The 17883-nt window shown below is 70.8% G+C and carries 17 protein-coding genes; 9 read left to right on the plus strand and 8 right to left on the minus strand.

The genetic code is table 11. The annotated features are described in order from the left end of the window. The first annotated feature begins 59 nt into the window (after positions 1 to 59). Positions 60 to 1667, plus strand: a complete 1608-nt coding sequence (locus tag OIE75_RS18960) for a protein kinase domain-containing protein (protein ID WP_307013778.1) — start codon at positions 60 to 62, stop codon at positions 1665 to 1667. A gap of 16 nt (positions 1668 to 1683) precedes the next feature. Here the strand turns inward: OIE75_RS18960 and OIE75_RS18965 are convergent, their stop codons facing one another. Both OIE75_RS18965 and OIE75_RS18970 read right to left on the minus strand, forming a co-directional pair. Beyond that, positions 1684 to 2091, minus strand: coding sequence for a pyridoxamine 5'-phosphate oxidase family protein (locus tag OIE75_RS18965; RefSeq protein WP_307013779.1), 408 nt, complete (start codon positions 2089 to 2091; stop codon positions 1684 to 1686). Between the two features lie 83 nt (positions 2092 to 2174). Continuing rightward, positions 2175 to 2831, minus strand: coding sequence for a response regulator (locus OIE75_RS18970; protein ID WP_307013780.1), 657 nt, complete (start codon positions 2829 to 2831; stop codon positions 2175 to 2177). Between the two features lie 324 nt (positions 2832 to 3155). Between OIE75_RS18970 and pdhA the strand changes: the two genes are divergently transcribed. From pdhA to OIE75_RS18985, 3 genes are read left to right on the plus strand one after another with little or no spacing between them, the layout of a single operon-like run. Further along, positions 3156 to 4397 (plus strand): pyruvate dehydrogenase (acetyl-transferring) E1 component subunit alpha, encoded by a 1242-nt coding sequence (gene pdhA, locus OIE75_RS18975; protein ID WP_307013781.1) that lies wholly within the window; start codon positions 3156 to 3158, stop codon positions 4395 to 4397. A gap of 1 nt (position 4398) precedes the next feature. Then, positions 4399 to 5379 (plus strand): alpha-ketoacid dehydrogenase subunit beta, encoded by a 981-nt coding sequence (locus OIE75_RS18980; protein WP_122616625.1) that lies wholly within the window; start codon positions 4399 to 4401, stop codon positions 5377 to 5379. Between the two features lie 19 nt (positions 5380 to 5398). After that, complete coding sequence (locus tag OIE75_RS18985) at positions 5399 to 6811, plus strand: dihydrolipoamide acetyltransferase family protein (protein ID WP_329474017.1); 1413 nt, start codon at positions 5399 to 5401, stop codon at positions 6809 to 6811. Between the two features lie 51 nt (positions 6812 to 6862). Here OIE75_RS18985 and OIE75_RS18990 read toward each other — a convergent pair whose 3' ends face one another. Beyond that, positions 6863 to 7804, minus strand: a complete 942-nt coding sequence (locus OIE75_RS18990; RefSeq protein WP_307013782.1) for a D-alanyl-D-alanine carboxypeptidase family protein — start codon at positions 7802 to 7804, stop codon at positions 6863 to 6865. A gap of 206 nt (positions 7805 to 8010) precedes the next feature. On the opposite strand from OIE75_RS18990, the gene OIE75_RS18995 reads away from it, so the two are divergent. After that, positions 8011 to 8661 (plus strand): GntR family transcriptional regulator, encoded by a 651-nt coding sequence (locus tag OIE75_RS18995; protein WP_307013783.1) that lies wholly within the window; start codon positions 8011 to 8013, stop codon positions 8659 to 8661. Beyond that, positions 8658 to 9968, plus strand: a complete 1311-nt coding sequence (locus OIE75_RS19000) for an MFS transporter (protein ID WP_329471553.1) — start codon at positions 8658 to 8660, stop codon at positions 9966 to 9968. Before OIE75_RS18995 ends, OIE75_RS19000 begins: the two co-directional genes overlap by 4 nt. 100 nt (positions 9969 to 10068) lie before the next feature. Here the strand turns inward: OIE75_RS19000 and OIE75_RS19005 are convergent, their stop codons facing one another. Beyond that, a complete protein-coding gene (locus tag OIE75_RS19005; protein WP_307013785.1) occupies positions 10069 to 10893 on the minus strand; it encodes a maleylpyruvate isomerase family mycothiol-dependent enzyme in 825 nt (274 codons plus the stop codon). 179 nt (positions 10894 to 11072) lie between these two features. Here OIE75_RS19005 and OIE75_RS19010 point away from each other — a divergent pair, with 179 nt between their 5' ends. Then, complete coding sequence (locus OIE75_RS19010) at positions 11073 to 11870, plus strand: carbon-nitrogen family hydrolase (RefSeq protein ID WP_329471554.1); 798 nt, start codon at positions 11073 to 11075, stop codon at positions 11868 to 11870. 31 nt (positions 11871 to 11901) lie between these two features. Here OIE75_RS19010 and OIE75_RS19015 read toward each other — a convergent pair whose 3' ends face one another. From OIE75_RS19015 to OIE75_RS19030, 4 genes are all read right to left on the minus strand, one after another. Beyond that, positions 11902 to 12411 (minus strand): LURP-one-related/scramblase family protein, encoded by a 510-nt coding sequence (locus OIE75_RS19015; RefSeq protein WP_307013787.1) that lies wholly within the window; start codon positions 12409 to 12411, stop codon positions 11902 to 11904. An 85-nt stretch (positions 12412 to 12496) separates the two neighbouring features. Beyond that, a complete protein-coding gene (locus tag OIE75_RS19020) occupies positions 12497 to 12745 on the minus strand; it encodes a DUF6458 family protein (RefSeq protein ID WP_064731862.1) in 249 nt (82 codons plus the stop codon). Between the two features lie 121 nt (positions 12746 to 12866). Beyond that, the gene (locus OIE75_RS19025) at positions 12867 to 14165 is read right to left on the minus strand and encodes a M18 family aminopeptidase (protein WP_329471555.1); all 1299 of its coding nucleotides are present in this window, start codon (positions 14163 to 14165) and stop codon (positions 12867 to 12869) included. A gap of 127 nt (positions 14166 to 14292) precedes the next feature. After that, a complete protein-coding gene (locus OIE75_RS19030; RefSeq protein ID WP_307013789.1) occupies positions 14293 to 16119 on the minus strand; it encodes an acyl-CoA dehydrogenase in 1827 nt (608 codons plus the stop codon). Positions 16120 to 16291: 172 nt separating this feature from the next. Between OIE75_RS19030 and OIE75_RS19035 the strand changes: the two genes are divergently transcribed. Then, positions 16292 to 16762 carry an SseB family protein gene (locus OIE75_RS19035; RefSeq protein WP_122616633.1) on the plus strand — a complete coding sequence of 157 codons (471 nt, stop codon included), beginning with the start codon at positions 16292 to 16294 and terminating at the stop codon, positions 16760 to 16762. Positions 16763 to 16902: 140 nt separating this feature from the next. Continuing rightward, complete coding sequence (locus OIE75_RS19040) at positions 16903 to 17874, plus strand: pirin family protein (protein ID WP_307013790.1); 972 nt, start codon at positions 16903 to 16905, stop codon at positions 17872 to 17874. Positions 17875 to 17883 lie beyond the last annotated feature (9 nt).

The following is a 17883-nucleotide window of genomic DNA, read 5'->3' on the forward strand; positions in this document are numbered from 1 at the left end:
GCCGACGGAGACCGTAACAACACCGCGCGCACCGCGGGCAGAAACGACGGCGAGGACTGATGGCACAGCAGCAGCGCGCCCAGGGCCCGTCCGATCCCGAGGCGAATGGCGGCGGTATGGCTGACGCGCCGGAGACCTGGGGCAACGGCGGCCTGGTCGGCGACGGCCGGTACCGGCTGACCCGCAGACTCGGGCGGGGTGGCATGGCCGAGGTGTTCGCCGCCGAGGACGTCCGCCTGGGCCGCACCGTGGCGGTCAAGCTGCTCCGTGCCGATCTGGCCGAGGACCCGGTCTCCAAGGCGCGCTTCACACGCGAGGCGCAGTCGGTGGCCGGCCTCAACCACCACGCGATCGTCGCCGTGTACGACTCCGGCGAGGACTTCGTCGGCGGCCAGTCCGTGCCGTACATCGTGATGGAGATCGTCGAGGGCCGCACCATCCGCGACCTCCTCCTGAACGCCGAGGCGCCCGGCCCCGAGCAGGCGCTGATCATCGTCTCCGGTGTCCTGGAGGCGCTCGCCTACTCGCACCAGCACGGCATCGTGCACCGCGACATCAAGCCTGCCAACGTCATCATCACCAACAACGGCGCGGTGAAGGTGATGGACTTCGGCATCGCACGCGCCCTGCACGGCGCGTCCACGACGATGACGCAGACCGGCATGGTCATGGGCACCCCGCAGTACCTCTCCCCGGAGCAGGCCCTCGGCAAGGCCGTGGACCACCGCTCCGACCTGTACGCGACCGGCTGCCTGCTCTACGAACTGCTCGCACTGCGCCCGCCGTTCACCGGCGAGACCCCGCTGTCCGTGGTCTACCAGCACGTCCAGGACATCCCGACGCCGCCGTCCGAGGTCTCCGACGCCACCCCGCCGGAGCTGGACGGCCTCGTGATGCGCTCCCTGGCCAAGGAGCCCGACGACCGGTTCCAGACGGCCGAGGAGATGCGCGGGCTGGTCCAGTACGGGCTCCAGATGCTCTACGAGCAGGGCAGCCACACCGGTACCTGGAACACCGGCCCGGTCACCGCGCACGACGGCCGGCAGACGCCGGCGGCCGGTCTCGCCGGCACGTCGGTGATGCCGAACGCCGGCCACGGCGCGTCGGGCACCCAGCAGATCCCGCAGCCGATCCTGCCCGGCCGCTACGGCGGGGGCGACGACGGCGGCTTCGAGGGCAACGGCAACAAGGGCAGCGGCCGCGGCAAGCTGTGGATACTGGCCGTCCTCGCGGTCATCGCCATCGCGGCCGGCGTCGCGCTGGCCCTGAACAACGGCGATGACGGCAAGGGCGGCACCGACACGGACAAGAGCCCGTCCGCCAGCGTCTCGGAGAGCACCGGCGACGAGTCGCCCAGCCCGTCGCCCAGCGACGAGGAGACGCAGGAGAACACCGACCCGGGCACGGACCAGGACAACGGCGGGGGCGGCACCGGCGGCGGCGACTGGACGCCGTCGTACTCACCCTCGTACACGCCCTCCCAGAGTCAGACGGAGGAGCCGACGGGCGACCCCACCGGCGACCCGACCGGCGATCCGACGACGCCCACGGACGACCCGACGACGGACCCGACCGGGCCGACGGGCGACCCGACCGGCGATCCGACCGGCGGCACCGAGGGCGGCGGCGGGACCGGCGCCCCGGGTGGCGAAGGGGACAACGGCTGACCGGGCCGCCGCGGGTTCACAGGGTGCCGAGGGTGCCCTCCGTGACGTGCACCGAACCGAACTGCGGCTCGATTCGCAGGTACACCGGGTCGAACGGCTCGCCGTCCACCCGGCGCGGTGCGGGGCCGAACCGCTCGACCTCGGCGGCGCTCGGCTCGTGCGCCTCGCACCGGCCCACCACCTGAGCCGTCCACAGGCTCTCGCCGGGCCCGGCGGTGCTCAGGTTGTCGGCGCCGTACGCGACGACGCTCCCGGCGCAGACCTGGTGGTAGCCGCAGCTCCGCGGCATGCGCAGCAGGACCCGGGCGTCGGCCACGATGTGGCGCGCGAAGGCGAGGAAGGGCAGGGCGCGCATGGTCGTGGCGGCGCGGCCGTAGGCGGTGCGGGCGAGCAGACCTACGGCGTGCTGTGCGTCGGTGGGCATGCACTCACTGTGCGCGAGCGGAGGCAGCGGCGACAGAGTCGCCCGCCCCGGCAGGAGGGGACGTAAGTCCCGGTTCGGGCGGCTCAGCGGCTCTCCGCCTCCAGCCGGGCCACGAAGGCCGCCGCCTGGGAACGCCGCTGCATCCCGAGCTTGGCCAGCAGACTCGACACGTAGTTCTTGATCGTCTTCTCCGCCAGGTTCAGCCGCTCGCCGATCGCGCGGTTGGTCATCCCCTCGCCGATCAGCTCCAGGATGCGGCGCTCCTGGTCGGTCAGGCGGGCCAGCCGGTCGTCGGGCTTGGCGCCGCCGTCGCGCAGCCGCTCCAGCACCCGCGCGGTGGCCGCGGGGTCGAGCAGCGACTTGCCGGCCGCCACGCCGCGTACGGCGCTCAGCAGCTCGGCGCCCCGGATGTCCTTGAGGACGTACCCGGAGGCGCCCGCCATGATCGCGTCGAAGAGGGCCTCGTCGTCGGCGAAGGAGGTGAGCATGAGGCAGCGGACGGACTCGTCCCGGGAGCGGATGTCGCGGCACACCTCGACGCCGCTGCCGTCCGGCAGCCGGACGTCCAGCACCGCCACGTCCGGACGGGTGGCCATGACCCGGGCCGCGGCCTCGGCCACCGTGCCGGCCTCGCCGACCACCTCGATGTCGGACTCGCCCGAGAGCAGATCGTGCACCCCCCGGCGCACCACCTCGTGGTCGTCGAGGAGGAATACCCGGATTTTTCCGTCTTCGCGCACGCGGTCAGTGTCACACACCGACTCTTCCCGTGCCCGGGGTGGCCGGGATAACGTGCCGTTGTTCCGGCCCCCTGCGAGGCTGTGACCAGGACAACTTCCGCACTTCGCCGATTTACTTGGAAATCCGAGTAAAAACGCAGGTCAGGAGAGGTTTCACAGAAATGTGGAGCACTGGGTAACGTGCAGTTCGCAGGGCGCTCGCCGGGGCACCTGTCACGCCTGTCCCCCGATCGGGCCGCACCCACCCTCGTGCGACCGCCGGGACACAGGTGAGCCGCACTGGCTTCCGGCGAACCCGGGGGCCGGACCGACGGAGGAGCACACGTGACCGAGAGCACTGCCGCGCGCAAGCCGCGACGCAGCGCCGGAAGCAAGGCGGCCGGCACCACCGGCACCAAAGCCGAGACCACCGGCAAGCGCACCGCACGCACCACTCGCACCACCCGCACCGCTGCTCAGAAAGGCTCCGAGACGGAGCTGGTGCAGCTGCTGACCCCCGAGGGCGAGCGCGTCGAGCCCGCCAAGAACTCGCCGTACGCCGAGTACGCCTCGTTCGTCGCCGACATCACCCCCGACGAGCTGCGCGGCCTGTACCGCGACATGGTGCTCACCCGGCGCTTCGACGCCGAGGCCACCGCCCTGCAGCGCCAGGGCGAGCTGGGCCTGTGGGCCTCGCTGCTCGGCCAGGAGGCCGCCCAGATCGGCTCCGGCCGGGCCACCCGCGAGGACGACTACGTCTTCCCGACCTACCGCGAGCACGGCGTCGCCTGGTGCCGCGGGGTCGACCCGACCAACCTCCTCGGCATGTTCCGCGGTGTGAACAACGGCGGCTGGGACCCCAACGGCAACAACTTCCACCTGTACACCATCGTGATCGGCTCGCAGGCGCTGCACGCCACGGGCTACGCGATGGGCATCACCAAGGACGGCGCGGACTCGGCCGTGATCGCCTACTTCGGCGACGGCGCCTCCAGCCAGGGCGACGTCAGCGAGGCGTTCAACTTCGCCGCCGTCTACAACGCCCCCGTGGTGTTCTTCTGCCAGAACAACCAGTGGGCGATCTCCGAGTCCAACGAGAAGCAGACCCGCGTGCCGCTCTACCAGCGTGCCCAGGGCTTCGGCTTCCCCGGCGTCCGCGTCGACGGCAACGACGCGCTGGCCTGCCTCGCGGTCACCCGCTGGGCGCTGGAGCGGGCGCGGCGCGGCGAGGGCCCGGCGCTCATCGAGGCGTACACGTACCGCATGGGCGCCCACACCACCTCGGACGACCCCTCCCGCTACCGGCACGACGACGAGCGTGCCGCCTGGGAGGCGAAGGACCCGATCCTGCGTCTTCGCCGCTTCCTGGAGGCCGCAAACCACGCGGACGAGGGATTCTTCGGGGAACTGGAGGCGGAGAGCGAGGCGTTGGGCAAGCGAGTGCGCGAAGTGGTCCGTGCCATGCCGGACCCGGACCGGTTCGCCATCTTCGAGAACGTGTACGCGGACGGGCACGCGCTCGTCGACGAGGAGCGAGCCCAGTTCGCCGCCTACCAGGCGTCGTTCGCCGAGGCAGAGGGGGTCTGACATGGCAGCGGAAAAGATGGCGCTGGCCAAGGCGATCAACGAGTCGCTGCGCCGCGCACTGGACTCGGACCCCAAGGTCCTGATCATGGGCGAGGACGTCGGCAAGCTCGGCGGCGTCTTCCGGGTGACCGACGGCCTCCAGAAGGACTTCGGCGAGGACCGGGTGATCGACACCCCGCTGGCCGAGTCCGGCATCGTCGGCACCGCCATCGGCCTGGCCCTGCGCGGCTACAGGCCGGTGGTGGAGATCCAGTTCGACGGTTTCGTCTTCCCGGCCTACGACCAGATCGTCACCCAGCTGGCCAAGATGCACGCACGCTCGCTGGGCAAGGTCAAGATGCCGATCGTCATCCGCATCCCCTACGGCGGCGGCATCGGCGCGGTCGAGCACCACTCCGAGTCCCCCGAGGCGCTGTTCGCGCACGTGGCGGGCCTGAAGGTGGTCTCCCCGTCGAATTCGGCGGACGCCTACTGGATGATGCAGCAGGCCATCCAGAGCGACGACCCGGTGATCTACTTCGAGCCCAAGCGGCGCTACTGGGACAAGGCCGAGGTCAACCGCGAGGCCATCCCGGGCCCGCTGCACACCGCGCGCGTGGTGCGCGAGGGCGGCGACCTCACGCTGGCCGCGTACGGCCCGATGGTGAAGCTCTGCCAGGAGGTCGCCGACGCGGCGGCCGAGGAGGGCAGGTCGCTGGAGGTGGTGGACCTGCGGTCCATCTCCCCGGTCGACTTCGACACGATCCAGGCGTCGGTGGAGAAGACCCGCCGCCTGGTCGTGGTCCACGAGGCACCGGTGTTCCTGGGCTCGGGCGCGGAGATCGCGGCCCGGATCACGGAGCGCTGCTTCTACCACCTGGAGGCCCCGGTGCTCCGGGTCGGCGGCTACCACGCCCCGTACCCGCCGGCGCGTCTGGAGGAGGAGTACCTGCCCGACCTGGACCGGGTGCTCGATGCCGTCGACCGCTCGCTGGCGTACTGAGGAGGGGAGCGTGACGACGATGACGGACAGCTCCGTGCGTGAGTTCAAGATGCCCGACGTGGGTGAGGGGCTCACCGAGGCCGAGATCCTCAAGTGGTACGTACAGCCCGGTGACACGGTCACCGACGGGCAGGTGGTGTGCGAGGTCGAGACGGCCAAGGCCGCCGTCGAGCTGCCCATCCCCTACGACGGCGTGGTCCGCGAGCTGCACTTCCCCGAGGGCACCACCGTCGACGTGGGCACGTCGATCATCGCGGTCGCCGTGGGCGGCGCGGCGGCCGAGGCCCCCGTACAGGAGGCGGCCCCGGCCGCGGCCGAGGAGGCGCCGGCCGACGCGGAGGAGAAGAAGCCGGAGGGCCGCCAGCCGGTCCTGGTCGGGTACGGGGTCTCCACCTCCGCGACCCGCCGCCGCCCCCGCAAGGGCGCCCAGCCCCCGGACGACCGGCAGGCCCCGGCGGCGGCCGCGATCCAGGCCGAGATGAACGGCCACGGCAACGGCCACGCGCCGGCCGTCGCGCCGGTCCCCGGCGAGCGCCCGCTGGCCAAGCCGCCGGTGCGCAAGCTGGCCAAGGACCTCGGTGTCGACCTGACGACCGTCGTGCCCTCCGGCCCGGACGGCATCATCACCCGCGAGGACGTGCACGCGGCCGTCGCACCGGCCCGGCCGGAGCCGCAGGCGGCCCCCGCGGCGGCCGCCCCGGCACCGGTGGCGCCGGCGTCGCACGACACCGCGCGCGAGACCCGGATCCCGGTCAAGGGTGTCCGCAAGGCGACGGCGGCGGCGATGGTCGGCTCGGCGTTCACCGCGCCGCACGTCACCGAGTTCGTGACGGTCGACGTGACGCGCACGATGAAGCTGGTCGAGGAGCTGAAGCAGGACAAGGAGTACGCGGGCCTGCGCGTGAACCCGCTCCTCCTGATCGCCAAGGCCCTGCTGGTCGCGATCAAGCGCAACCCGGACGTCAACGCCTCCTGGGACGAGGCGGCGCAGGAGATCGTGGTCAAGCACTACGTCAACCTGGGCATCGCCGCCGCGACCCCGCGGGGCCTGATCGTCCCGAACATCAAGGACGCCCACGCCCAGACGCTCCCGCAGCTGGCGGGGTCCCTGGGCGAGCTGGTGTCGACGGCGAGGGAGGGCAGGACCAGCCCCGGCGCCATGCAGGGCGGCACGGTGACCATCACCAACGTCGGCGTCTTCGGCGTCGACACGGGCACACCGATCCTCAACCCCGGCGAGTCCGCGATCCTCGCGGTCGGCGCGATCAAGCTCCAGCCGTGGGTGCACAAGGGCAAGGTGAAGCCGCGTCAGGTGACCACCCTGGCCCTGAGCTTCGACCACCGTCTGGTCGACGGCGAACTGGGCTCCAAGGTCCTCGCCGACGTGGCGGCGGTCCTGGAGCAGCCGAAGCGGTTGATCAGCTGGGCGTAGCCGGACGAACAGGGCCGCGCGTCCCCGCCCGGGACGCGCGGCCCGGTCCGGTCAGAGCTTGCCGAAGCCGTAGTTCATGAGCTTGGTGGCGTCGGTCGCGCGCTGGTTGGACGACGTGGACGTCAGGACCGTGCCGATGACGGTCTTGCCCTTCCGGGTCGCCGCGAAGACCAGGCAGTACTTGGCCTCCGGGCCCGAGCCCGTCTTCACGCCGATCGCGCCGCTGTAACTGCTCAGCAGCGTGTTGGTGTTGGTCCAGGCCGCCATGGTGCGGGTGCCGCCCGTCTTGGTGACCGTCTTCGCCGTGTACTTCTTGGTCTTGACGATCGTGCGGAAGGTCGAGCTCTTCATCGCGTTGCTCGCGAGCTTCGTCAGGTCGCGCGGCGTGGAGTAGTTCTTGCCGTTGCCGATGCCGTCGAACGAGTCGAAGTGCGTGTTCTTCAGGCCGAGGCTCTTGGCGGTGGAGTTCATCTTGCCGATGAACGACTTCACCCGGGCCGCCCGCGTGCTGCCCGAGCCGAACTTGTCGGCCAGCGCGTACGCCGCGTCGCAGCCGGACGGCAGCATCAGCCCGTAGAGCAGCTGCCGGACCGTCACCTTGTCGCCGACGATCAGACGGGCGGAGGAGGCGTTCTTCGACACGATGTAGTCGCTGTACGCCATCTGGATCGTGACCTTGGCGTCCAGGTTCAGATTCGGCTGCGCGAGCACGACCTTGGCGGTCATGATCTTGGTCGTGGAGCCGGTGGAGCGCTTGGTGTCGGCGGCCTTGGTGTACAGCGAGGCGCCGTTGGCGTCGTTCATCACGAAGCCGCCCTTGGCGGCGATCGACGGCGCCGGGGCGGCGACGGTGCGCACGCGGTGGGCCTTCCACTCGGGCTCGGCGGCCTGAGCGGGTGCGGAGGCGAGGACGCCGGTCGCGAGGACGACGCCGCCGGTCAGCGTGACGGCGGCGGCTCTGCGGGTGCGGCTGCCCAGAATGCTGTTTATCAAGTCAAATACCCCGATTGTGGTGAATTCCCCAGAGGCGCGGCCGTGTTGTGGTCAGTGCGGATGGGGCCGCACCTGTGCGACTCGTGAATAGCACGGAAGGTTGCCCTGCGGCAGGGGTGGGATGAGGGATCCCCCTGATAGGTGACCGGGAGTCCGCATACTGGACCGGCCCCGTCTTGCGTCCCTGTTGTATCTATCCTGTCGGCATGACCACGGCAGTGAAGCAACCCCCCGCGGCGGACCGCGTCTACACCCACGTCAAGCAGGGTGTCCTGGAGCGCCACTACGAGGGCGGGACGCTGCTCACCGAGGGCGAACTGGCCGAGGCCGTGGGCGTCTCCCGCACGCCGGTGCGCGAGGCCCTGCTCCGGCTGGAGGCCGAGGGCCTGATCCGGCTCTACCCGAAGAAGGGCGCCCTGGTCCTGCCCGTGTCCGCCCAGGAGATCGCGGACGTGGTGGAGACCCGGCTGCTGGTCGAGGAGCACGCGGCCAGGAAGGCCGTACCCGCGCCGCCCGGCCTCGTCGAACGGCTGGAGGAACTCCTCGCCCGGCAGAAGGAGCAGGCCGCCGCCGGGGACTTCGTCGCCGCCTCCGTCACCGACCGCTGCTTCCACGCCGAGATCGTCCGCAGCGGCGGCAACGAGATCCTCTCCCGCCTCTACGACCAGCTCCGCGACCGCCAGCTGCGCATGGGCGTCGCCGTCATGTACTCGCATCCCGACCGGATCGCCAAGACCCTCACCGAGCACGAGGAGATCCTCGACGCGCTGCGTGCGGGGGACGCGGAGGCGGCGGTCGGCGTCGTCGGCCGCCACGTGGGCTGGTTCTCGAACCTGGCGCGGGGGGAGGTCCGATGAGCACGGCCGCCTCGGCCGGGCCCGGCCTGCCCGGCGATCCGCCGGGCGGCCGGCGTGCGATGGCCGTCTGGGGCATCGGCGTCGCCGTCTACTTCGTCGCCGTCATCTTCCGTACGTCGCTGGGGGTCGCGGGTCTCGACGCCGCCGACCGGTTCCACGTCAACGCCTCGGCGCTGTCCACCTTCTCCATCCTCCAGCTGCTGGTCTACGCCGGTATGCAGATACCCGTCGGCCTGCTGGTCGACCGGCTCGGCACCAAGCGGGTGCTGGGCATCGGCGTGGTGCTGTTCACGGCCGGGCAGCTCGGCTTCGCCTTCTCACCGTCGTACGGGACGGCGCTCGCCTCGCGGGCGCTGCTGGGCTGCGGCGACGCGATGACCTTCATCAGCGTGCTGCGGCTGGGCACCCGCTGGTTCCCCGCCCGCCGGGGGCCGATGGTCGCCCAGCTCGCCGGCCTCGTCGGCATGGCGGGCAACCTGGTCTCCACCCTCGTCCTCGCCCGGCTGCTGCACGGCGTCGGCTGGACGGCCGCGTTCGCGGGCAGCGCGCTCGCCGGTGTGGTGGTCTTCGTCCTGCTGCTGCTCTTCCTGAAGGACCACCCCGAGGGCCACGAGCCGGAGCCGATGCCGCATCAGGGGGCCGCGTACGTACGGCGGCAGATCGCGCTGTCCTGGCGGGAGCCGGGGACGAGGCTGGGGCTGTGGGTGCACTTCACCACCCAGTTCCCGGCGATGGTCTTCCTGCTGCTGTGGGGCATGCCGTTCCTGGTCGAGGCGCAGGGGCTGTCCCAGGCCACGGCCGGCACGCTGCTCACCCTCGTCGTGCTGTCCAACATGACCGTCGGCCTGGTCTACGGCCAGATCATCGCCCGGCACCACGCGGCGCGGCTGCCGCTGGCGCTCGGCACGGTGGGTGCGACGTCGGTCCTGTGGGCGGTGACGCTGGCCTACCCGGCCGACCACGCGCCGATGTGGCTGCTGGTCGTGCTGTGCACGGTGCTCGGGGCGTGCGGGCCGGCGTCGATGATCGGCTTCGACTTCGCGCGTCCGGCGAATCCGCCGGAGCGGCAGGGGACGGCGTCCGGGATCACGAACATGGGGGGTTTCGTGGCGTCGATGACCACGTTGTTCGCGGTGGGGGTGCTGCTGGATGCGACGGGGGACGACTATGCCGTCGCGTTCTCTTCCGTCTTCGTGTTGCAGGCGCTCGGGATCACGCAGATTCTTCGGCTGCGGAAGCGGGCGGCTCGGAGGGAGAGCGAGCGGTTGGTCGCGAGTCGGGTGGAGACGGTGCACGTTCCCGCGTAGGTCCCCCGGCGCGTGCGGGGGCGGGGGTGGGTTCGCACCCCGGCGTGACGGGGTGCCGCCGCGCCCACCCGTTCCGCCCCAGCGGCACGACTGCCCGCAGCTACGCGGTAACGGTGAAGTGGCGCAGGATCGCGTCCGTCAGGTCCGGGTCGCCCTCCGTCTTGATGCGGTCCGCCGACGCCTGGAGGCTCACGCGGCCGCAGGCCAGGCGGAAGTACGTCTCCCAGTCCATGGTCAGCGTCGCCGCGGGGCCGAGCGCGGGCGCCGTCTCCAGCGTGCCGCGGCCCTGGATGTCGACGCGGATGGTGCGCAGGAACTCGACCGGGCCGTGCACGTCGAAGACGACGGCGGAGCTGCGCGGCGCGTCCGCGCGTTCGGCGACGACGGCCGGCAGCTCGTCGAGCAGCACGTCACGGGCGACGTGCGCGCCCGGGGAGTCGAGGTTGCCGGGGCGGCCGAGGGCGGTGCGCAGGTCCTGCTCGTGCGCCCACACGGCGAAGGCGTGCCGGCGCATCGCCTCCTCCAGGGTCAGCTCGGTGGAGAGCGGGCCGCGCACCTTCGTACCCGGGTCCCGCGACTCGTTCCGCAGCTGGCGGTTGCGCCGGATGATCATGTACTCCAGCTCGGAGGTCATCTCGGGGGCCGTGTGGTGGCGGCGGACGTCGACCTGCATCTCCGTGTAGCGCTGGTGGTCGTTGGTGACGTGGAAGAGGTCGCGCGGCAGGGTGTGGATGGGGCGGGGGTCGCCGAGCATCTCGGAGTCCAGGCCCAGGACGTGGGAGACGACGTCCCGCACCGACCAGCCCGGGCAGGGGGTACGGCGGTTCCACTCTGCTTCCGCAAGCGGCTGGACCAGCTCGGATATCGCCTCGATGGAGTGAGTCCAGGCGTCGGCGTAGGGCTGGAGGGTGGGATGCAGACTCACGGAACGGGACCCCTCGGCGGTCGGTACACGGGCGGGCGGTGGCGGCGGTGCCAGGCGGTGGTTGCGGTCGGCGGGCGTCTTGGGACGTTAAGTTACGCTGCTGTGCGGCACCCCGGCAGTGCTTTCGTGTGACGATCGTAGGCCCGTGTGGACGGCTCGAACGCCAGGACGGTGGTAGTGTGCGCGCCTCTTTGATTCAAATCGCTGTGAATGAGGACGAAACGCCCGAAGCGCGTCGAGTGCGCGCGGCGGCTCTGGTTCGGGAGCAGGCGGGCGCCGATCTCGTGGTGCTGCCGGAGCTGTGGACCACCGGGGCGTTCGCCTTCGACGACTTCGAGGCGCGGGCCGAGCCGCTGACCGGCCCCACGCACGAGGCGATGGCCAAGGCGGCGAGCGACACGGGCGTGTGGCTGCACGCGGGTTCGGTCCCCGAGCGGGGCCCGGACGGAGTGCTGTACAACACCTCGCTCGTCTTCTCCCCCTCCGGCGACCTGGCCGCCTCCTACCGCAAGATCCACCGCTTCGGCTTCGACAAGGGCGAGGCCGTGCTGATGGGCGCGGGGCGCGAGCCGGTGACGGTCCGTCTGCCGGAGACCAGCCTCGGGCTGGCGACCTGCTACGACCTGCGCTTCCCCGAACTCTTCCGCTCGCTCGTCGACGCCGGGGCCGAGACGCTCGTGATCCCGGCGGGCTGGCCGGAGCGCCGCCGGGCCCACTGGACGCTCCTCGCCCAGGCACGGGCGGTGGAGAACCAGGCGTTCGTCCTCGCCTGCGGAACGGCCGGGACGCACGCCGGAGTTCCGCAGGCCGGTCACTCGATCGTGGTCGACCCCTGGGGCGAGGTGCTGGCGGAGGCCGGGGCCGGCGAGGAGGTCCTCACGGTGGAGTTCGACCCGGCGAAGGTGGCGACGACCCGGGAGCAGTTCCCGGCCCTGAAGGACCGCGTGATGGGGGCGGCGGCCCCGCACCCGCGGTAGCCGCCGCCCTTTCCCCGGCCGGCCCGCTCGTTCAGTCGTCCTCGCCGTCGTCCTTCTCCCGCTCCTTCTCCGCCAGGTGGATCACGCACACGGTCAGCGCGATCAGCAGCGCCGGGTCCGCGTCGTCCCGTACGACGTCCACGCCGTAGGTGTCCCGGAGGGTCAGCCGGCGGCGGGAGATGACGGCCAGCAGTTCGCCGTCGTACTCGACGGCGAACTCCCGGTCGAGGATCTTGCCACTGACGTCCAGCTCGGTGCCGTCGGCCAGGGCGACGCGGTAGTGGTTGCGCAGCAGGGAGAGACGTTTCCGCTTGATCCGCGCCAGGGGTTCGCCGGCCCGCTCGATCACCATGGTGTCGCGCAGGGCGAGCATCTTCTGGTGGATGTCGATGAGCACGCGTCCCTGGGCGTCCTTCAGCTCCCAGGTGTCCCGCAGCCGCATCGCCTTGCCGTCGACGAGGTACACCTTGTTGCCGGAGTCGTCCTCGATCCAGTAGTCGTCACCGATGCCGAGGAGCCGGTCGTACACGAGGAATCTCATGTCCGGACCGCTTCCCCGCCGGGCGCCGCGGAACGCGGCCGGTAGGCCGACAGGATGAGTACGCCCGCGCGCGGTGTGCGACCGGTCAGGCGCCGTAGCCGTTGCTGTAGCCGTCACGCGGCTGGTGGGAGCGGTCCTCGACGACCTGGGTCGTCGGCGGCACCATGACGCGCCTGCGCCGGGCGATGCTGCTGAACGTCGCGACTCCGATCAGGCCGACCACCATGAAGATGACCCCGACCAGGTCGAGGTTGACGCCCTGCATGTCCCAGTCGGTCGCGAACGTGAGGATGGCTCCCACGGCGATGAGGATGATGCACCCGCCGAGGCCCATGAGTGTCGCCTCCCTGTAGAGCCGGTCGGATCCGGGTTTCCGGTCGATCCGGTTCCGTTCGGGTACCCCGGGTGTCAACCCGCATGCCGTGGAACGCCGTTCCGGGTTTTCGCGACAGGGCCTACGGGCGGAGGAACGCCACCAGCGCGTTGGCCAGCAGGTGCGGGTCGTCGGCGCCGCACAACTCCCGGGCGCTGTGCATCGACAGGATCGCCACGCCGATGTCCACGGTGCTGATGCCGTGCCGTGCCGCGGTGATCGGGCCGATGGTGGTGCCGCACGGCATGGAGTTGTTGGAGACGAAGGTCTGGAAGGGGACGTCCGCCTTCTCGCAGGCGGCGGCGAAGACCGCGCGGCCCGAACCGTCGGTGGCGTAGCGGTTGTTGACGTTCACCTTGAGGAGGGGGCCGCCGTTGACGCGCGGGTGGTGCGTCGGGTCGTGCCGCTCCGCGTAGTTGGGGTGGACGGCGTGGCCCGTGTCGGACGACAGGCAGACGGTGCCGGCGAAGGCGCGCGCCCGGTCCTCGTACGAGCCGCCGCGCGCGAACACCGAGCGCTCCAGGACGCTGCCGAGCAGCGGGCCGTCGGCGCCGGTGTCCGACTGGGAGCCGGTCTCCTCGTGGTCGAAGGCGGCGAGTACGGGGATGCAGGAGAGGTCGGACCCCGAGGCGGCGGCCGCGATCAGGGCGGCCGTTCCGGCGTGCACCGACAGGAGGTTGTCCATGCGCGGCCCGGCCACCAGCTCGTTGTCACGGCCCAGGTAGGCGGGGGCCTCCACGGAGTGGGTCATCAGGTCCCAGCCGGTGACGTCCCCGCGGGTCAGACCCGTCTCCTCCTCCAGGAAGGCGATCAGGTCGCCGTCGTGGACGGAGTCGCCGAGGCCCCAGACGGGCTGGAGGTGGCGCTGCTTGTCGAGCTTGAGGCCCTCCGCGGACACGTTGCGGTCCATGTGGATGGCGAGCTGCGGAACGCGCAGCAGCGGGCGGTCGATGTTGACCAGCCGGGTGGAGCCGTCGCGCAGCGAGAGCCGGCCGGCCAGGCCCAGGTCGCGGTCGAGCCAGGAGTTCATCAGGGGACCGCCGTAGACCTCCACGGCGACCTGGCGCCAGCCGTGCGCCCCGCTGTCCGGGCGCGGCTTGACGCGCAGGTTGGGGGAGTCGGTGTGCGCGCCGACGATGCGGAAGGGGGTGTGGGGCTCGGCGCCCTCCGGCACGTACCAGGCCACGAGCGCGCCGCCGCGCAGCACGTACCTGCCGCCGGAGGCCCCCTCCCACGCGTCCGTCTCGGCGACCTGCCGGAATCCGGCCTTCTCCAGCCGCTCGGCGGCGGTCGCCACCGCGTGGTACGGCGTCGGGCTGGCCGCCAGGAAGGACATCAGGTCGTCGGTGTGGCCGCGGTCGAAGCGGGACGGTGCGCTCATGGGTTCACCTTAACGACGTACGAGGGCCCGCTCCCGGTCTGCCGGGAGCGGGCCCTCGTGAGGGTGTGTGGGGAGTGTGGAGACCGGACTCCCCGGTACCGGTCGGACCGGGGAGGCGGCCCCGTGCCTAGAAGGCGGCCTCGTCCAGCTCCATCAGGTCCAGCTCGACGCCCTGGGCGACCTTGCGGGCCAGGGTCAGGCCGGGCAGGACGTTCGCGGCGAAGAACTTCGCGGCGGCGATCTTGCCGGTGTAGAAGGCCTTGTCCCGGGCGGAGGCGGTCGGCAGCTTCTCGGCGGCCACCGCGGCGCCCTTGAGGAGCAGGTAGCCGACGACCACGTCGCCGGAGGCGAGCAGCAGGCGGGTGGTGTTCAGCCCGACCTTGTAGATGTTCTTGACGTCCTGCTCGGTGGCGGCGAGGTCGGTGAGCATCAGGCCGACGATGGCCTCCAGCTCGACGGCCGCCTTGGCCAGGTGCTCGCGGGCGCCGGACAGCTCCTCGCCGCCGGTGGCCAGCGCCAGGAACTTCTTGATGTCCTCGGCGAGCGAGTTCAGCGCGGCGCCCTGGTTGCGGACGATCTTCCGGAAGAAGTAGTCCTGGCCCTGGATCGCCGTGGTGCCCTCGTACAGGGTGTCGATCTTGGCGTCGCGGATGTACTGCTCGATCGGGTACTCCTGGAGGAACCCGGAGCCGCCGAAGGTCTGGAGCGACTGCGCGAGCTGCTCGTAGGCCTTCTCCGAGCCGTAGCCCTTGACGATCGGCAGGAGCAGGTCGTTGAGGGCGTGCTCGGTCGAGGCGTCCTCGCCGTTCGCCTCCTTGACCTGGATCTCGTCCTGCACGGACGCGGTGTACATCACCAGCGCGCGCATGCCCTCGGCGTACGCCTTCTGCGTCATGAGCGAGCGGCGGACGTCCGGGTGGTGCGTGACGGTGACCTTGGGGGCCGACTTGTCCATGAAGTTGGCCAGGTCGGGGCCCTGGACGCGCTCCTTGGCGTACTCCAGCGCGTTCAGGTAGCCCGTCGACAGGGTGGAGATCGCCTTCGTGCCGACCATCATGCGGGCGAACTCGATGATCCGGAACATCTGGCGGATGCCGTCGTGCTTGTCGCCGATCAGCCAGCCCTTGGCGGGGTGGCGGTCGCCGAAGGTCATCTCGCAGGTGTTGGAGGCCTTCAGGCCCATCTTGTGCTCGACGTTGGTGGCGTAGACGCCGTTGCGCTCGCCCAGCTCGCCGGTCTCGAAGTCGAACTCGTACTTCGGGACGAGGAAGAGGGACAGGCCCTTGGTGCCGGGGCCCGCGCCCTCGGGGCGGGCGAGGACGTAGTGGAGGATGTTCTCCGACATGTCGTGCTCGCCGGACGTGATGAAGCGCTTCACGCCCTCGATGTGCCAGGAGCCGTCCTCCTGCTGGACCGCCTTGGTGCGGCCGGCGCCGACGTCCGAGCCGGCGTCCGGCTCGGTGAGCACCATGGTGGAGCCCCACTGCTTCTCGACGGCGAACGAGGCGATGTGCTTCTGCACCTCGTTGCCCTCCTCGAAGAGGATGCCGGCGAACGCCGGGCCGGAGGAGTACATCCACACGGCCGGGTTGGCGCCGAGGATCAGCTCCGCGTAGGCCCAGATCAGGGAGCGCGGCGCGGTGGTGCCGCCGATCTCCTCGGGCAGGCCCAGGCGCCAGTACTCGGAGTCCATGAAGGCCTGGTAGCTCTTCTTGAAGGACGCCGGGACCGGCGCGGTGTTGGTCTCCGGGTCGAAGACCGGCGGGTTGCGGTCGGCGTCGGCGAAGGACTCGGCCAGCTCGTTCTCCGAGAGGCGCGTCAGCTCCTCCAGGACGCTCTTGGCGGTGTCCGTGTCCATCTCCGCGAACGGGCCGGTGCCGTAAACCTTGTCACGGCCGAGCACCTCGAAGAGGTTGAACTCGATGTCCCGGAGATTCGGCTTGTAGTGCCCCATGGCGACGGCTCCGTTGAGAGATCGGCGAGGCACTGACTCCTCGCATCTGTACACATACCGACTGCGCGTACCAAGCAGTAGCTCAGCCTGCTACCGATGATGCTACCCGTCGGTAATAAGAAGCAACCCCGAGCGGGCCATCTGTGACTCGTTACTCGTTACTCTTTGCGGCATGTACGGCTACGACCAGACCGCGGGTCCTCAGCAGCAGCAGTACGCCCCGCCGCCGCAGCAGCCGATGGCCGGCGGATACGGGCAGCAGCCGCCGCTGTACCCCGAGCCGTCCCCGCCCTCGCTCGCGGACGCGGTGCGCGCCTTCACCACCGGTCAGATGTCCGCCGAGGACTTCCAGCAGATCTTCGCCACCTCGAAGGTCTACTGCCCGCGCGGCGACAACCCCGGGTTCCTCGCGCTGCACAACACCCAGCAGCCGGTGATCCCGATGTTCACCGGCCTGAAGGAACTGCGCCGGTACGCGGGCAAGGAGTCCAAGTACTTCGTGATCACCGGGGCGGAGGTGATCGACCTGCTGCCGACCGGCTACGGCTTCGTCCTGGACATGGAGGGCGAGCACCGGATGGTCTTCGACGCGAAGGCCGTCGAACAGATGGTCGATTTCGCGATGCGCCGGATGTACGGCTAGACGCCATTGCTTCGCAGGCGGCCGGCCGTCGTCGCCGCCATGGAGCGAGCCCGGAGGGAATGCCCTCCGGGCTCTCGTGGTTTGGAGTGGCAAGAAGTTCAACGCTCAACTAAAGTGGGCGTACCCGAGGAGGTACCGACATGCCCGCAGTGACCGTCGAGAACCCGTTGACGCTGCCCCGTGTATCCGCGTCCGCCGACGCCGTCGCACGCCCCGTACTGACCGTCACGACCGCTCCCAGCGGTTTCGAGGGGGAGGGCTTCCCGGTGCGCCGCGCGTTCGCCGGGATCAACTACCGCCATCTCGACCCGTTCATCATGATGGACCAGATGGGCGAGGTGGAGTACGCGCCCGGCGAGCCCAAGGGCACGCCCTGGCACCCGCACCGCGGCTTCGAGACCGTCACCTACATCATCGACGGGATCTTCGACCACCAGGACAGCCAGGGCGGTGGCGGCACCATCACCAACGGCGACACCCAGTGGATGACGGCGGGCTCCGGACTGCTGCACATCGAGGCGCCGCCGGAGCAGCTGGTGATGTCCGGCGGCCTCTTCCACGGGCTCCAGCTGTGGGTGAACCTGCCGGCCCGGGACAAGATGATGGCCCCGAGGTACCAGGACATCCGCAGTGGCAGCGTCCAGCTGCTCACCTCCCCCGACGGCGGCGCGCTGCTGCGCGTCATCGCCGGTGAGCTGGACGGTCACGACGGCCCCGGGATCACGCACACGCCGATCACCATGGTCCACGCCACGCTCGCCCCGGGCGCCGAGGTCACCCTGCCCTGGCGGGAGGAGTTCAACGGCCTGGCCTACGTGCTGGCGGGACGCGGCTCCGTGGGCGCCGAGCGGCGGCCGGTGCGCCTCGGGCAGACCGCGGTCTTCGGGGCGGGCGGTTCGCTGACCGTCCGGGCGGACGAGAAGCAGGACGCGCACACCCCGGACCTGGAGGTCGTGCTGCTCGGCGGGCGGCCGATCCGGGAGCCGATGGCGCACTACGGGCCGTTCGTGATGAACACGCGCGACGAGCTCCAGCAGGCCTTCGAGGACTTCCAGAAGGGCCGGCTGGGGACGGTCCCGGCGGTGCACGGGATGACCGAGGACGGTCTGTAGGTCCTCCGG

The sequence above is a fragment of the Streptomyces sp. NBC_01723 genome, assembly GCF_036246005.1.
In the GTDB taxonomy this organism is placed as follows: domain Bacteria; phylum Actinomycetota; class Actinomycetes; order Streptomycetales; family Streptomycetaceae; genus Streptomyces.

Coding starts and splice junctions, on each gene's coding strand:
- OIE75_RS18960 (WP_307013778.1), top strand. CDS start 60: ATGGCACAGCAGCAGCGCGCCCAGGGCCCGTCCGATCCCGAGGCGAAT.
- OIE75_RS18965 (WP_307013779.1), bottom strand. CDS start 2,091: ATGCCCACCGACGCACAGCACGCCGTAGGTCTGCTCGCCCGCACCGCC.
- OIE75_RS18980 (WP_122616625.1), top strand. CDS start 4,399: ATGGCAGCGGAAAAGATGGCGCTGGCCAAGGCGATCAACGAGTCGCTG.
- OIE75_RS18985 (WP_329474017.1), top strand. CDS start 5,399: ATGACGGACAGCTCCGTGCGTGAGTTCAAGATGCCCGACGTGGGTGAG.
- OIE75_RS18995 (WP_307013783.1), top strand. CDS start 8,011: ATGACCACGGCAGTGAAGCAACCCCCCGCGGCGGACCGCGTCTACACC.
- OIE75_RS19000 (WP_329471553.1), top strand. CDS start 8,658: ATGAGCACGGCCGCCTCGGCCGGGCCCGGCCTGCCCGGCGATCCGCCG.
- OIE75_RS19015 (WP_307013787.1), bottom strand. CDS start 12,411: ATGAGATTCCTCGTGTACGACCGGCTCCTCGGCATCGGTGACGACTAC.
- OIE75_RS19020 (WP_064731862.1), bottom strand. CDS start 12,745: ATGGGCCTCGGCGGGTGCATCATCCTCATCGCCGTGGGAGCCATCCTC.
- OIE75_RS19025 (WP_329471555.1), bottom strand. CDS start 14,165: ATGAGCGCACCGTCCCGCTTCGACCGCGGCCACACCGACGACCTGATG.
- OIE75_RS19030 (WP_307013789.1), bottom strand. CDS start 16,119: ATGGGGCACTACAAGCCGAATCTCCGGGACATCGAGTTCAACCTCTTC.
- OIE75_RS19035 (WP_122616633.1), top strand. CDS start 16,292: ATGTACGGCTACGACCAGACCGCGGGTCCTCAGCAGCAGCAGTACGCC.
- OIE75_RS19040 (WP_307013790.1), top strand. CDS start 16,903: ATGCCCGCAGTGACCGTCGAGAACCCGTTGACGCTGCCCCGTGTATCC.